The organism is Desertibaculum subflavum (assembly GCA_003576705.1).
Taxonomy (GTDB): domain Bacteria; phylum Pseudomonadota; class Alphaproteobacteria; order Ferrovibrionales; family Ferrovibrionaceae; genus Desertibaculum; species Desertibaculum subflavum.
In genome coordinates this window covers 1-13,609 of record QOZS01000025.1, presented here as the reverse complement: position 1 = coordinate 13,609, position 13,609 = coordinate 1, and the positions used below count along the sequence as shown (strand labels likewise).

13 protein-coding genes are annotated in these 13,609 nt (G+C 68.3%); 2 read left to right on the top strand and 11 right to left on the bottom strand.

What is annotated here, in order from left to right; genetic code table 11:
* Positions 1-27 precede the first annotated feature (27 nt).
* Entirely contained in the window at positions 28-813 is a 786-nt protein-coding gene (locus tag DT074_RS14490) for a 3-hydroxybutyrate dehydrogenase (RefSeq protein WP_119420629.1), read from the bottom strand.
* A 250-nt stretch (positions 814-1,063) separates the two neighbouring features.
* Here DT074_RS14490 and DT074_RS14485 point away from each other — a divergent pair, with 250 nt between their 5' ends.
* Positions 1,064-2,434, top strand: coding sequence for an alpha/beta fold hydrolase (locus DT074_RS14485; protein ID WP_438503681.1), 1,371 nt, complete (start codon positions 1,064-1,066; stop codon positions 2,432-2,434).
* Positions 2,435-2,448: 14 nt separating this feature from the next.
* Here the strand turns inward: DT074_RS14485 and DT074_RS14480 are convergent, their stop codons facing one another.
* The 8 genes from DT074_RS14480 to DT074_RS14445 all read right to left on the bottom strand — a co-directional run bounded on the left by DT074_RS14480 (position 2,449) and on the right by DT074_RS14445 (position 10,838).
* Complete coding sequence (locus DT074_RS14480) at positions 2,449-2,808, bottom strand: hypothetical protein (RefSeq protein WP_119420572.1); 360 nt, start codon at positions 2,806-2,808, stop codon at positions 2,449-2,451.
* Between the two features lie 100 nt (positions 2,809-2,908).
* Positions 2,909-3,331: a DUF1489 family protein gene (locus DT074_RS14475; RefSeq protein WP_119420571.1), complete on the bottom strand. Its 423-nt coding sequence runs from the start codon at positions 3,329-3,331 to the stop codon at positions 2,909-2,911.
* Entirely contained in the window at positions 3,331-4,719 is a 1,389-nt protein-coding gene (locus DT074_RS14470) for an SLC13 family permease (protein ID WP_119420570.1), read from the bottom strand. Before DT074_RS14470 ends, DT074_RS14475 begins: the two co-directional genes overlap by 1 nt.
* Before the next feature lie 217 nt (positions 4,720-4,936).
* On the bottom strand, positions 4,937-5,464 hold the full coding sequence (locus tag DT074_RS14465; RefSeq protein WP_119420569.1) for a hypothetical protein: 528 nt from the start codon (positions 5,462-5,464) through the stop codon (positions 4,937-4,939).
* Between the two features lie 29 nt (positions 5,465-5,493).
* Positions 5,494-6,396, bottom strand: coding sequence for a hydroxymethylglutaryl-CoA lyase (locus DT074_RS14460; RefSeq protein WP_119420568.1), 903 nt, complete (start codon positions 6,394-6,396; stop codon positions 5,494-5,496).
* Position 6,397: 1 nt separating this feature from the next.
* A complete protein-coding gene (locus DT074_RS14455; RefSeq protein WP_119420567.1) occupies positions 6,398-8,413 on the bottom strand; it encodes an acetyl/propionyl/methylcrotonyl-CoA carboxylase subunit alpha in 2,016 nt (671 codons plus the stop codon).
* A 4-nt stretch (positions 8,414-8,417) separates the two neighbouring features.
* On the bottom strand, positions 8,418-9,215 hold the full coding sequence (locus tag DT074_RS14450) for an enoyl-CoA hydratase-related protein (RefSeq protein WP_119420566.1): 798 nt from the start codon (positions 9,213-9,215) through the stop codon (positions 8,418-8,420).
* A gap of 15 nt (positions 9,216-9,230) precedes the next feature.
* A complete protein-coding gene (locus DT074_RS14445; protein ID WP_119420565.1) occupies positions 9,231-10,838 on the bottom strand; it encodes a carboxyl transferase domain-containing protein in 1,608 nt (535 codons plus the stop codon).
* A gap of 139 nt (positions 10,839-10,977) precedes the next feature.
* Between DT074_RS14445 and DT074_RS14440 the strand changes: the two genes are divergently transcribed.
* Positions 10,978-11,751, top strand: a complete 774-nt coding sequence (locus tag DT074_RS14440; protein ID WP_119420564.1) for an SDR family NAD(P)-dependent oxidoreductase — start codon at positions 10,978-10,980, stop codon at positions 11,749-11,751.
* Here DT074_RS14440 and pcaD read toward each other — a convergent pair.
* Both pcaD and DT074_RS14430 read right to left on the bottom strand, forming a co-directional pair.
* Positions 11,748-12,536, bottom strand: a complete 789-nt coding sequence (gene pcaD / locus DT074_RS14435; protein WP_119420563.1) for a 3-oxoadipate enol-lactonase — start codon at positions 12,534-12,536, stop codon at positions 11,748-11,750. The genes DT074_RS14440 and pcaD overlap by 4 nt on opposite strands.
* 13 nt (positions 12,537-12,549) lie before the next feature.
* A complete protein-coding gene (locus DT074_RS14430; RefSeq protein ID WP_119420562.1) occupies positions 12,550-13,485 on the bottom strand; it encodes a DMT family transporter in 936 nt (311 codons plus the stop codon).
* Positions 13,486-13,609 lie beyond the last annotated feature (124 nt).

Below are 13,609 nucleotides of genomic sequence, written 5' to 3'. Positions count from 1 at the left end.
TGGACTTGTTTCGGTGCCGGCGTCGTCTCAGTGCGCGACCCAGCCGCCATCGACCGGGATGGCCGTGCCGGTGATCGAGGCCGCGAGGTCGCTCGACAGGAAGACGGCGAGTCCGCCCATCTCCTCGACGGTCGCGAACTTCTTGGTGGGCTGGTTGTACAGCATCACCTTCTTGATCACGTCCTCCTTGGACATGCTGTGCGCCTTCATCTGGTCGGGGATCTGCTTCTCGACCAGCGGCGTCCATACATAGCCCGGGCAGATCGCGTTGCAGGTGATGCCTTCCTCGGCGATCTCCAGCGCGGTGCACTTGGTGAGGCCGACCATGCCGTGCTTGGCCGCCACATAGGCGGACTTGAACGGCGAGGCGACCAGGCCGTGGGCGGAGGCGATGTTGATGATGCGGCCCCACTTGCGCGCCTTCATGCCCGGCAGCGCGGCCTTGGTGGTGTGGAAGGCCGCCGTCAGGTTGGTCGACAGCACCAGCTCCCACATCTCGTTCGGGAAGGTGTGGATCGGCTCCACGTGCTGGATGCCGGCATTGTTGACCACGATGTCGAGCTTGCCGAACTGCTTCTCGCATTCGGCGACCGCGGCATGGATCTCGCCCGCCACGCTCATATCGGCCGGCACGTAGATGACCTTGGCGTTGGTCTCGCGCGAGAGCTTGGCGGCGAGCTCGTCGGTCTCCTTGGTCGCCTTGCGGGCGTTGAGCGCGACAGCGCAGCCCTGCTTCGCCAGCGCCGTGGCGATGCCGAGACCGATCCCGCTGGTCGACCCGGTAACGAAAGCCGTCTTTCCTTCAAGCTGCATGGTTGCCTCCTGGACGAAACCGCGATGCAATTGCATATGCGGCACCGGAAGGAGGAACCACGCGAAGCCCTGCCGCCCCCCAAGGCGAACCGGACCGGCACCCACCCCCGATCGCCGATCGAACCCGAACTCCGCCATGTGGGCGCCGGCAATCGACCCGACTCATCGAGCGCCCGCATGGAATCTGCCGGACGATGCGTACTGCCTCGTCATTGCTGGAAAGTTACCGCATCGGCACAAGCCGGCACCAATGTCGATGCGCTATGATATCGATACGGTCTTGGCGGGAAATCAACTGAAAATGCCACGGATTGCGCTGGCGATCTTAATATTCGTTGTTTTGCTGCCTTTTCAGGCAGTGCGGGCGCAGCAGCCGCCGGTTCTGTTCGTCCATGGCAATGGCGATTGTGCGGCGCTTTGGATGACGATGCTGTGGCGCTTCGAGTCGAACGGTTATCCGCGCGCCCGCCTGCACACCATCGACTTCCGCAATCCGACCGCCCGCAGCGACGACGGCAAGCCACAGCCGTTCCGCTCATCCGCCGCCGACCAGCTGGCCGAGCTGACGGCGCGTATCGACGAGGTGCTGAAGGTGAACCGGGCCTCGAAGCTGGCCCTCGTCGGTGCCGCCCGCGGCGGGCTTGCGATCCGCAACTATCTGCAGAGCGTCGGGCCGGCCAAGGTCAGCCATGCCATTCTGGCTGCGGCGCCCAATCACGGCGTGATCGCCTCCACCACAACCCTGGTCGGCAGCGAGTACAACGCCAATGGGCCGCTGCTCCGGCGCCTGAACGGGTCCGCAAGCGAAACCGTGCCGGGCGTCCGCTATCTCACCTTGCGGAGCGATTCCAACGACAAGTTCGCCCAGCCTGATGGGCGCTATCTCGGCCTGCCCGGCATCCCCACCAATGTCGGTTTCGACGGGCCGGCGCTGGCCGGCGCGACCAACGTGGTGCTGCCCAGGCTCGACCACCGCGAGCTCGCCTTCCATCCGCAGGCCTTCCGCGAGATGTACCGTTTCCTGACCGGCAAGGAACCGCGCCTGGAGATCGTGCCGATGCGCCGGCCGGTGCTGGACGGCGTGGTCAGCGGCTTTGCCGACGGCGTGCCGACCAACAGCCCGGTCGGCAAGGCCGAGCTCGAGATCTTCGAAGTGTCGCCGGCGACCGGCGAGCGCATGGGCCAGGCGCGCTATCGCCGCACCACCGGCCCGGACGGCCGCTGGGGCCCATTCCACGCCTCGCCCAATGCCTATTACGAATTCGTCCTCGCGGTGCCCGGCTATCCGGTCACGCATATCTACCGCTCGCCCTTCCCGCGCTCCTCGGCGGTGGTGCACCTCCGGCCGGGCCGCATCACCGAGGCCGACCAGGGCGCCGGCAGCGTGGTGATCCTGAGCCGCCCGCGCGGCTATTTCGGCCATGGCCGTGACATCTTCCTGCTCGACGGCATCGTGCCGCCCGGCGTGCCGCCGGGGGTGCCGAGCGTCAACACGGCGACGCTTCGCCTGCCGCCTGGCCCGCTGCGCCCGGTGCGCGCGGTGGTCAACGAGGAGCGTCTGACCGTGCGCAACTGGCCGGTCGCCACCGGCCATGTGGTGATCGCCGAGGTGAACGATTGACAGGGAGCGCGCGCCTACGGCGGCGTGCTTTGCGGGACTTCGCGCAATACGTAGCCCTTCGAGCGCATGCAGAAATCGGTCAGGCGGCGGACCTCGCTGTCGCGCTGGAAGCGGTAGAAGAACTGGTCGTTCTGGTAGCGGCTATGGGCGCAGCTCCAGCCGCAATAGGGGCCGACATACCAGGCCGGGCTGGCGAAGAACGGCGGCCCGAAGGCGAAGAAGGCCTCCCGGTCGGCGGCGCGGGCGCAATCGCTGCGGTCGACTCTCACCTGTTCCGGCCCGACGCCTGGCTGGTACCATTCATAGGCCGAGCAGGCGCTCAGAAGCAGCGACAGGGCGAACAGCGGCAGCGCGAGCGATCGGATCCGTGTCATGGCCGGTTCTGGGGCACCGCCCCTCCCAATGCACCACTACGGGAGGAATATGGTGCCGATGCGGCGTAAATTCGAGGTGACCGGCGCCGGTCCCCTTCCCTCACAGCAGGCCCAACTCCTTCAGCTCGGCGATCAGCTGGGCCGGCAGGGCCTGGCCCTTGCCGCGCCTGCCGGCCTTGAGATCGGCCGGGGCGTCGGCCGGCTCCAGATAGCGCCAGCCCTGATGCGGCCGGCGCGCCTGCGGCTCGGTAGGCACCAGCACGGGGTCGAGCGACAGGCGGCAATAGCGCCCCTCCTCCTCCAGATGCATCTGGTCGATGTCGACGATGCGTTGCCGCAACCGGACGAAGCCCTTGATGATCCAGTAGATCGAGCCGCCATCGAGAATATCGTCAGCCCGCTGTGGCATCATGCGGGTGTGGTGCCAATGCGCCTTTCGCCGGCCGCGGCGCTGCTTCTGCACCCGCGCCAGGTGATCGATGTTGTCGATGCCGACACAGACTTTCAGGAGATGCAGCGCCATCAGATCCAACCGAGCAGGTGCCACCAGAGATAATCGATCGGCCAGAGAATGAGAATGCTCGGCACGGTCAGCCAGAGGCAGAGCCGGGTCGCGTGGCGCAGCGGCTCGCCGCCGAGCTGCATGCCGACCACCAGCGGCGCCGAGACATAGGGCAGCAGGATGGTGGAGAAGCCGAGCACCTGGGTCATCAGCACCGTCTTCAGCGGCAGGCCGGTGGCATCCGCCATCTGCTGGGCGAGCGGCGTCAGCACCGCCGGCACGCCGGGCAAGGTGGTGATTGGGTTGAGGATGGTGGCGACGAAGCCGAGCACGGCGAAATTGCCGGCTGGCTGGTCCGGCGCCAGCGGCAGCACCTTCAGCAGCGCGCCGATCAATGCGTCGCCGAGCCCGGTATCGGCGACCATGGCGCCGAGCCCCATGATGCCGGCGACGAAGAACAGCCCGCTGAAGCCGATGGCGTTGAAGCCGTTGGGCGGCAGCATCCGAGTCGCCGGGATCAGGCAGAACAGGCCGGCGGCGAGGCTGATCCAGGCCGGCGAGATGTGGTGCAGGAAATCGGTGACCCAGAAGGCGAGCGACAGCGTCAGCACGAGGGCGAGGTTGCGCTGGTCGGCCGTCAGCTTGCCCGCGGTCCTGGCTTCGGCGTGCGGGCCGGCTTTCACGCGATCGGGGAACAGCCACAGGATCAGGCCGAAGATCATCGCGGTCTTCAGCAGGCCGAGCACCGGGAAGTGCAGCAGCAGGTACTCGCCGTAGAGCGGCGTCAGGCCGTAGTGCTTCTCCATGGCGCCGACCAGCACCATGTTCGGGATGTTGGCCGGCAGGATGGTGAAGGTCGGCACGTGCACGCCGAAATTGACCGCCAGCACCATGCCGATGCGGCCGTTCGAGCCGCTCTCGAAGTCGAGCCGGCCGGCCAGCGCCACGGCGATCGGCATCAAGAGCGTCACGCGGCCGAGCGAGGACGGCATCAGGAATCCGAGCACGAGGCTGATGACCAGCAGCCCGCCGATGGCGGCGCCGTAACCGGAGGCGCAGTAGCGCACCAGCCCGCCCGCCACCCGCTCGCCGAGGCCGGTATGGCGCATCGCCATGCCGATGACGAGGCCGCCGAAGACGAGCCACAAAGCCGTCGATTCGAAGCCGCCGAACACCACGTTCGCCGGCGCCACGCCGAACAGCATGCAGAGCGTGAAGAAGCCGACCGCGGTGACATGCTCCGGCAGCGCCGCCGTCGCCCAGAAGCCGACCGCGATCACCGCCAGCGCCGCCGCCTTCGCCGCCCGCGGCTCGAGGCCCGAGGGCGGGAAGATGAACAGCAGGATGCCGGCGATCAGCGCGAGGCCGGCCGCGATCTGCCGCGGGCTGACGTGGCGGGCGGAAATCACGTCGCGGTCTCGGCAACGATCGCGGTCGCAAGCCCTCTCCGCCCTCGAAGAGGGGGGAGAGGGTTGGGAGAGGTGGGGAGGATGCGGCTTGCGGATGTGCACATACGCAGCCACGTTGCGCACCAGCAAATGTCGTCGAGGCGCGGCGCGCCCCACCTCTCCCAAACCCTCTCCGCCCCTGAGGGGCAGAGAGGGCTTTCACGGCACTGCATGCAGGTCATGCGGTCAGGCGACTGCGCCATCTGGCCAGCACTCCGCCGCCGAGAACCAGCAGTGCACCGACGAGGATCTTGAACGCGCCCACGCTGATCGACGCGAAATCGAACGAAGTCACTTCGAGCGGTATCGTCGGGTGAGGAACCGCCAGCAGGGCATGGAGCCTCAACTTGGCCAGAACGAACAGGAGTGTTTCAGTTCCCATCACCACGAAGTACACGCCCAGAACCACGTAGGCCACTCGCTCGAACTGCGAGGCATCGATCGATGACGGATCGCTGATGGGAATACGCAACGCCCGAGCTGCCACCTGTAGCGGGTATCTCAATAGGACGAGACCTACGGCCAGCTGAATCAGGGCAGGCGCCAAGTAAGCAGTGCCGTAGACCAGAGCGTCGGCCCTCGGCCCCGGGTCCCTTTGGGCAAGCAGGAAGTGCGGGAAGCTCGTCAGCAGAGTGGTCGCTGCGGTGACGACGACGAACAGGCCGGCCAGCCGAAGGGCCAGGATCACCAGTGCGCGCCCTTCCATCGGCTCGGCCCCCGGCAGCGTAGCGCGCCTCAGATCTTGTTCTTCAGCGCCTTTGCCACGCGCGAGACCGGCGGACGGCCGAGGTGGTCGGAGATCCACCAGGCGATGCGGACGAGCTGCTTCAGGTCGATGCCGGTCTCGATGCCCATGCCGTCCAGCATGTAGACCACGTCCTCGGTCGCCACGTTGCCGGTGGCGCCGGGCGCATAGGGGCAGCCGCCGAGGCCGCCGACCGAGCTGTCGACCTTGTCCACGCCGAGTTCAAGCGCCGCCAGGATGTTGGCGAGCGCCTGGCCATAGGTGTCGTGGAAATGCACGCCGAGCTTCTCGACGCCGACGCGGCTCGCGCAGGCCTCGACCATGCGCTGCACCTTGATCGGCGTGCCGGTGCCGATGGTGTCGCCAAGGCCGACATCGTAGCAGCCCATCTTCACCAGCCTCTCGGTGACGTCCGCGACCTTCTCCGGATCGACCTCGCCCTCGAACGGGCAGCCGCAGACGACGGAGACGAAACCTCGCACCGGCACACCCTGCTGCTTGGCGGCGGCGAGCAGCGGTTCGAACCGCTCCAGGCTCTCGGCGATGGTGCAATTGGTGTTGCGCTTGGAGAAGCTCTCGGTCGCCGCGGCAAAGACCGCGACTTCCGGCGTGCCGGCGGCCATCGCCGCCTCGAAGCCCTTCAGGTTCGGCGTCAGCGCCTGGTACGACACGCCCGGCTTGCGCTTGAGCCGCGCCATCACCTCGGAATTGTCGCCCATCTGCGGAATCCATTTCGGCGAGACGAAGCTGGTCGCCTCGATCGCCTGCAGGCCGGCATCGACCAGCCGCTCGATCAGCTCGACCTTGACCTCGGTCGGCACCGTGGCGGGCTCATTCTGCAGGCCGTCGCGCGCGCCGGCCTCCCAGATCTTCACTCGCTTGGGAATGGCCATCTCAAGCCTCCGCTTCCTTCAGCGCGATGAGGGCGGCGCCTTCCGCCACCTGGTCGCCGGCGGCGACATGCACCGTATCCACGGTGCCGGCGCCGGCGGCGGCGATGGTGTGCTCCATCTTCATCGCTTCGAGAACCAACAGGGGTTTCCCCTTCTCCACCTTCTCGCCGGCCGCGACCAGCACCTGGATCACCTTGCCCGGCAGCGGCGCGGTGATGGCGCCGCCGACGCCCTCCTCCACCTCGCCGACATCGAGCGGGTCGTGCAGGCCGAGCGCGGTACCGTGGCCGCGCTCCAGCACGATGATGCGGTCGCCCTGCCGCACCACGCCGACGCGGCGCTGCTGCCCGTCCAGCATGGCGACCAAGGTGCCGTCGTCGAGCGTGCCGGCGGCGAAGAGGGATGCGCCGCGAATGTTGAGCCGCCAGCCGGCGCCTTCCGGAAGCACGCCGATCGTGTGCAATGTCTCGCCGGCCATCAGCTCCAGACGCTCTTCATAGGCGCCGTTCATGCGCCAGCCGTCGGCAAGGCCCCAGGGCGAATGCGGGTCGCCGGAAGCGCGCCGCGCCGTCGCGGCCTGGTCCGCCCGCTGCAGCAGCAGCGCCACGGCCGCCAGCGCCAAGGTGTCCGGCGCGACTTCCGCCGCTTTCGGAATCAGATCGGCCTTGTGCCGGTCGATGAAGCCGGTATCGAGATCGCCGTCGACGAAGGCCGCATGCCCTACTACCTGGGCCAGGAAGGCGACGTTGTTGGCCGGGCCGACGATCTCGGTCTCGTGCAGGGCCTGGCGCATCCTGCGCAAGGCGGCCCGGCGGTCGCGGTCGTGCACGATCAGCTTGGCGATCATCGGGTCGTAATAGGGTGTCACCTCATCGCCCTCGCGCACGCCGGTATCGAGGCGCAGATGCGGGCCCTCCGGCGGGGCGCGGAAGCGCACCAGGGTGCCGGTCGAGGGCAGGAAGTTGCGCGCGGGGTTCTCGGCATAGAGCCGCACCTCGACGGCATGGCCGTCGATGCGGATCTCGTCCTGCTGTAACGGCAGCTTCTCGCCGGCGGCGACCCGGATCTGCCACTCCACCAGGTCCTGGCCGGTGATCATCTCGGTCACCGGATGCTCGACTTGAAGACGGGTGTTCATCTCCATGAAATAGAAGCGATCCTGCCGCAGGCCGTCGCTGACATCGGCGATGAACTCCACGGTGCCGGCGCCGACATAGCCGATCGCCTTGGCGGCGGCGACGGCGGCCTCGCCCATCGCCTTGCGCATCGCTTCCGGCATGCCGGGGGCCGGCGCCTCCTCGATCACCTTCTGGTGCCGGCGCTGGATCGAGCAGTCGCGCTCGAACAGGTGCACCGCGTTGCCGTGGCTGTCGGCGAAGACCTGGATCTCGATATGGCGCGGCTTCACCAGGTACTTCTCGATCAGCACCTTGTCGTCGCCGAAGGCCGACGCCGCCTCGCGCTTGGCGCCGGTCAGGGCGCGCTCGAACTCCGCCTCGCTGTCGACCCGGCGCATGCCCTTGCCGCCGCCGCCGGCCACCGCCTTGATCAGCACCGGATAGCCGATGCGGGCCGCCTCCTTCTGCAGGGTGGCGAGGCCCTGGTCGTCGCCGTGATAGCCCGGCACCACGGGCACCTTGGCCTTCTCCATCAGCGCCTTGGCCGCGCCCTTCAGGCCCATGGCACGGATGGCCGCGGGCGGCGGGCCAATGAAGGTGATGGCCGCCTTGGCGCAGGCCTCGGCGAATTCGGCGTTCTCGGAGAGGAAGCCATAACCCGGATGGATCGCCTTGGCGCCAGCGGCCTTGGCGGCGGCGATGATGACGTCGCTGCGCAGATAGCTTTCGCGTGCAGCCGGCGGCCCGATCCGATGCGCCGCATCGGCCATGGCGACATGCCGCGCCTTGGCATCGGCATCGGAATAGACCGCGACGGTGCGCAGGCCCAGCCGCCGCGCCGTCTTGATGACGCGGCAGGCGATCTCGCCCCGGTTCGCGATCAAGACAGAGTCGAACACGTCGCTACACCCCCGGCATCCAGGCCGCCTTCCGCTTCTGCAGGAAGGCCGTGGTGCCTTCCTTGCCGTCGTCGGAGGCGCGGGATTCGGCGATGAACTGCGCGGTGCCCAGCACCAACTCGGCATTCACCTCGCGCCCTGTCACATAGGCGATCAGCCGCTTGCTGTCGTGCTGCGCCTGTGGGCTGCCCTGCCGGAGCCAGCCGATAATGCGGTCGCGCGCCTTTTCCAGCGCGGCCTGGTCCTCCACCACCTCGTGCAGCAGGCCGAAGCGGTGGGCCGCCTCGGCGTCGAACCGCTCGGCGGTCAGGAACAGGCGGCGCGCGTTGCGGGCGCCGATGGCGCGCACCACATGCGGCGAGATGGTGCCGGCGATCAGGCCGAGCCGCACTTCCGTCACGGCGAACTTGGCAGATCTAACGCCGATGGCGATGTCGCAGGCCGAGATCAGGCCGAGGCCGCCGGCATAGGCCTGACCGTTGACCAGCGCGATGGTCGGCTGCGGCATCTCGCTCAAGGTCTTGAACATGTTGCCGAGCGCGATCGCGTCTTCCAGGTTGCGCTCGCGCGTGTAGTCGGCGGCGCGGCGCATCCAGGCGAGGTCGCCGCCGGCCGAGAAGCTCTCGCCCTCCCCCGTCAAGGTCACGATGCGGACGTCCTTCCGCCGGGCGAGGCCCTTCAGCGTATCGGTCAGCTGGTCGATGACCTCGTCGTCCATGGCGTTGTGCACGTCCGGGCGGTTCAGCTTCACCGCCGCCACGCCGTCGACATCCACCTCGGAGAGAACTTTCGGATCGGCCACGATCGCTACCTCAACTCACATGCGGAACACGCCGAAGGTCGTCTTCTCCACCGGCGCGTTGAGCGCGGCGGAGAGCGACAGCCCCAGCACGCGGCGGGTATCCGCCGGATCGATGATGCCGTCGTCCCAGATGCGGGCCGAGGCATAGTACGGATGCCCCTGGTGCTCGTACTGCTCGCGGATCGGCGCCTTGAAGGCGGCCTCCGCCTCGGCCGGCCAGGTCTCGCCGCGCGCCTCCATGCCTTCGCGGCGCACGGTGGCGAGCACGCTCGCCGCCTGCTCGCCGCCCATCACCGAGATGCGCGCATTCGGCCACATCCACAGGAAGCGCGGGCTGTAGGCGCGGCCGCACATGCCGTAATTGCCGGCGCCGAACGAGCCGCCGATGATCACCGTCAGCTTCGGCACCTTGGCACAGGCGACCGCCGTCACCAGCTTGGCGCCGTCCTTGGCGATGCCACCGGATTCGTATTTGCGACCGACCATGAAGCCGGTGATGTTCTGCAGGAAGACCAGCGGGATGCCGCGCTGGCAGCACAGCTCGATGAAATGCGCGCCCTTCAGCGCCGATTCCGAGAACAGGATGCCGTTATTGGCGAGGATGCCGACCGGATAGCCGTGGATGCGGGCGAAGCCGGTGATCAGGGTCGTCGCGTAGAGCTTCTTCCACTCGTCGAACTCGCTGCCATCGACCACGCGGGCGATCACCTCGCGCACGTCGTAGGGCGTGCGGGTGTCCTGCGGCACCACGCCGTGGATCTCGGCCGGGTCGTAGAGCGGCGCGCGCGGCTCGGCGAGGTCGAGGCCGACCTGCTTCCGCGTGTTCAGGTTGGCGACGATGCGCCGCGCCAGCCCAAGCGCATGGCGGTCGTTCATCGCGTAGTGATCCGTAACCCCTGACGTGCGCGAATGCACGTCGGCGCCGCCGAGATCCTCGGCCGAGACGATCTCGCCGGTGGCCGCACGCACCAGCGGCGGTCCGCCGAGGAAGATGGTGCCCTGGCGGCGCACGATCACCGCCTCGTCGCACATCGCCGGCACATAGGCGCCGCCGGCCGTGCAGGAACCCATGACGACGGCAACCTGCGGAATGCCGGCCGCCGACATGTTGGCCTGGTTGTAGAAGATGCGGCCGAAATGCGTGCGGTCCGGAAACACTTCGTCCTGGTTCGGCAGGTTGGCGCCGCCGGAATCGACCAGGTAGATGCAGGGCAGCCGGTTCTCGACCGCGATTTCCTGCGCGCGCAGGTGCTTCTTCACCGTCAGCGGATAGTAGGTGCCGCCCTTCACGGTGGCGTCGTTGCAGACGATCACGCATTCGCGGCCCTGCACGCGGCCAATGCCGGTGATCACGCCGGCGCCGGGAATGTCGTCGTCATAGACCCCGTGCGCGGCGAGCTGGGACAGCTCCAGGAATGGCGTGCCGGGATCGAGCAGCATGTTGACCCGGTCGCGCGGCAGCAATTTGCCGCGGCCGACATGGCGGTCGCGCGAGCGCTGGTCGCCGCCGAGCGCGGCCTTGGCCACCTTGGCGCGCAGGTCGGCGACCAGCGCTCCCATGGCTTCGGAATTGGCGCGGAAGGCGGCGCTGCGGCTGTCGAGCGTGCTGGTCAGAACGGACATGACGGACTGGCGTTTTCTCTCCCGGCGGCAGGCAACATGCGGCCCGCGCCGCGACCCGGCAAGTGGTTTGTGCGGCGGCGCGCGGCCCCTATAGTCCGCCGCCAGAAGCACAACGAAGCTTACGAGGAGACGTATCCAGATGGCCTACAAACCCTTCGACCTGACCGGTAAGGTCGTGCTGGTCACCGGCGGCAATGGCGGCATCGGGCTCGGCATGGCCCAGGCCTGCGCCGAGGCCGGGGCGGATGTCTGTATCTGGGGCAACAACCCGAAGAAGAACGAGGAAGCGACGGCGCAATTGAAGGCCACCGGGCGCAAGGTGCTGACGCTCCAGTGCAACGTCGCCGACGAGGCCGAGGTGGCGCGCGGCTTCGCCGAGACCGTCAAGACGCTCGGCAAGGTCGATGCCTGCTTCGCCAATGCCGGCGTCTCCGGCTCCAGCGGCAAGCCGTTCACCGAGTTCGACACCGCCGACTGGCATCGCGTGATCGGCGTCAACCTGCACGGCGCGATGTACACGCTGCGCGCGGCGGCGAAGCACATGGTGGAGCGCGGCCAGGGCGGCCGCCTCGCCGTCACCGCCTCCACCGCCGCGATCATGGGCGCGCCGCGCGGCGAGCATTATGCCGCCACCAAGGGCGGCGTCATCGCCATGATGAAGGGCCTGGCGGTCGAGCTCGCCCGCTACAAGATCACCGCCAACTCGATCCTGCCGGGCTGGATCGTCACCGACATGACCGAGCGGCGCATCCATGGCGACGCCTTCATGACCAAGGTGCTGCCGCGCGTGCCGGCCCGCCGTTGGGGCGAAGGCGGCGATTTCGGCGGCATCGCGGTCTATCTCGCCTCGGATGCATCCGCCTATCACACCGGCGACAGCTTCGTGATCGACGGCGGCTACACCTTGTTCTAGCCCTCGCCCAGGAAATCGATCAGGGCGCGGTTGAAGGCTTCCGGCTGCTCGATGTTCGGCAGGTGGGCGCCGGGGGCGATCTCGATATAGCGCGAGCCGGCGACCAGCTTGTTCATCTCGCGCATGCCCGAGGGCGGCGTGCCCTGGTCGTCGGCGCCGCAAATGAACAAGGTGCGCGTCTTGATCCGCGGCAGCTTGCCGAGCAGGTCGAGCCGCATGATGGCGCGGCCGCAGCCCTCGTAGCCGTCGAGCGAGGTATGGCGGATCATGTCGCGGATCGTGTCCAGCACCGGCGGGTTCCACTTGACGAAGGCGGGCGTGAACCAGCGCCCGAGCGTCTCGTCGACCAGGCCGGCCATGCCGCCCTGCCGCGCCTTGGCGATGCGCTCCATCCACATCTTGTCGCTGCCGGGTGGCGCGTCGCTCCGGCTGTCGGCGCAGACGAAGCTCAACAGCCGGTCGCCGTAGTCGATGGCCAGCTCCTGCCCCGTCATGCCGCCGATCGAGAGGCCGACGAAATGGCTCCTCTCGATGCCGAGGGCGTCCCACAGCCCGACCACGTCGCGGGCGAGATCCTGGATCATCCAGTCGCGGCCCGGTGCCGGCGTCTGGCCATGGCCGCGGCGGTCGTAGCGCAGCAGGCGATAGCGGCCCTTCAGCGCCGCCGCCTGGAAATCCCACATGCGGTGGTCGGTGGCGAGCGAGTTGCAGAAGGTGACCCAGGGCGCGCCTTCCGGCCCTTCGACCAGACAGTTGAACTCGATGCTGTTGGCCTTGATCCGCATCGTTCTCTCTCCCCTATCGTTTGAGTCTGCGGGCCTGCATCTGCACCACGCCGCCGAGCACGAGCAGGCCGCCCATGACCTGCACCCAGGTCCAGTCGGCGCCGAGCGCGGCGGCGAACAGCACGCCGAACACGCCCGACAGGTTGCCGTACAGGCTCGCCACCGGCGCGCCGATCCGGCTCACCCCGATATTCCATAATACGACCGAGAAGGCGGCGCCGGTCACCCCGATCCAGGCGACCTTGGCCCAGTCGGCCGGCGCCGTCATCGTGGTCGCGCCATAGGTCAGGCCGGCCGCCTGCACGAGCAGGAACACGCCGACCAGCACCACGCCGCCGACGCCGGCGGTCAGCGCCGAGAGGCGGAGCTGGCCGAGCCGATAGGGCCCGAGCCATTCCTGCGCCCGCATCGAGTACCAGGCCCACAGAGTCGACGAGACGAGATAGAGCAGCTCGCCGCCGCGAAAGCTGAGCGCCGCGCCCTGCGGCCGGCCCAGCACCACGGCCACGCCGCCGGCCACCACCAGCGCGATGGCAAGCCCGAGCCCCCGCTCCAGCGGCGCGCGGTAGAGGATGCGGGCCAGGATCGCGTAGATCACCGGCCCCGCGCTCATCAGCACCGCCGCCGTCACCGGATCGGCGAAGGTGAAGCCGAAGGAGAAGCAGACCGCGAAGCCGGCGATGCCGAAGGTGCCGAGCTTGACGATGCGCCACCACGGCAGGCCCGGCGGCACCAGCCGGCCGCGCTCCAGCACCAGCACCATGATCAGGATGGCGCCGACGCCGAACACATAGCGCAGCAGCGAGACGAAGACCGGGTCGTAGGCCTGTACCAGCTGGTGGGTGAACGGCACCATGCTGCCCCACAGCACGGCGCAGCCGACCAGGCTGGCCGGCGCCACCAGGCTGCTGCTCGCGGACTCCGGCCGGCTGGTGATCTCAACTGTCATCGAACGCGTTTCCCCCTCCAACACTCCAACATGTCATGGCCGGGCTTGACCCGGCCATCCACGCGGTGGGGGCGGCGCGGCGGAGAGCCGTGGATGGCCGGGTCAAGCCCGGCCATGGCGTCCC

Bases quoted from the DNA above. Each gene is read 5' to 3' on its own strand.
- DT074_RS14445 (WP_119420565.1), bottom strand. From the start codon at position 10,838: ATGTCCGTTCTGACCAGCACGCTCGACAGCCGCAGCGCCGCCTTCCGC.
- pcaD (WP_119420563.1), bottom strand. From the start codon at position 12,536: ATGCGGATCAAGGCCAACAGCATCGAGTTCAACTGTCTGGTCGAAGGG.
- DT074_RS14490 (WP_119420629.1), bottom strand. From the start codon at position 813: ATGCAGCTTGAAGGAAAGACGGCTTTCGTTACCGGGTCGACCAGCGGG.
- DT074_RS14475 (WP_119420571.1), bottom strand. From the start codon at position 3,331: ATGGCGCTGCATCTCCTGAAAGTCTGTGTCGGCATCGACAACATCGAT.
- DT074_RS14440 (WP_119420564.1), top strand. From the start codon at position 10,978: ATGGCCTACAAACCCTTCGACCTGACCGGTAAGGTCGTGCTGGTCACC.
- DT074_RS14480 (WP_119420572.1), bottom strand. From the start codon at position 2,808: ATGACACGGATCCGATCGCTCGCGCTGCCGCTGTTCGCCCTGTCGCTG.
- DT074_RS14465 (WP_119420569.1), bottom strand. From the start codon at position 5,464: ATGGAAGGGCGCGCACTGGTGATCCTGGCCCTTCGGCTGGCCGGCCTG.
- DT074_RS14485 (WP_438503681.1), top strand. From the start codon at position 1,064: ATGTCGATGCGCTATGATATCGATACGGTCTTGGCGGGAAATCAACTG.
- DT074_RS14430 (WP_119420562.1), bottom strand. From the start codon at position 13,485: ATGACAGTTGAGATCACCAGCCGGCCGGAGTCCGCGAGCAGCAGCCTG.
- DT074_RS14460 (WP_119420568.1), bottom strand. From the start codon at position 6,396: ATGGCCATTCCCAAGCGAGTGAAGATCTGGGAGGCCGGCGCGCGCGAC.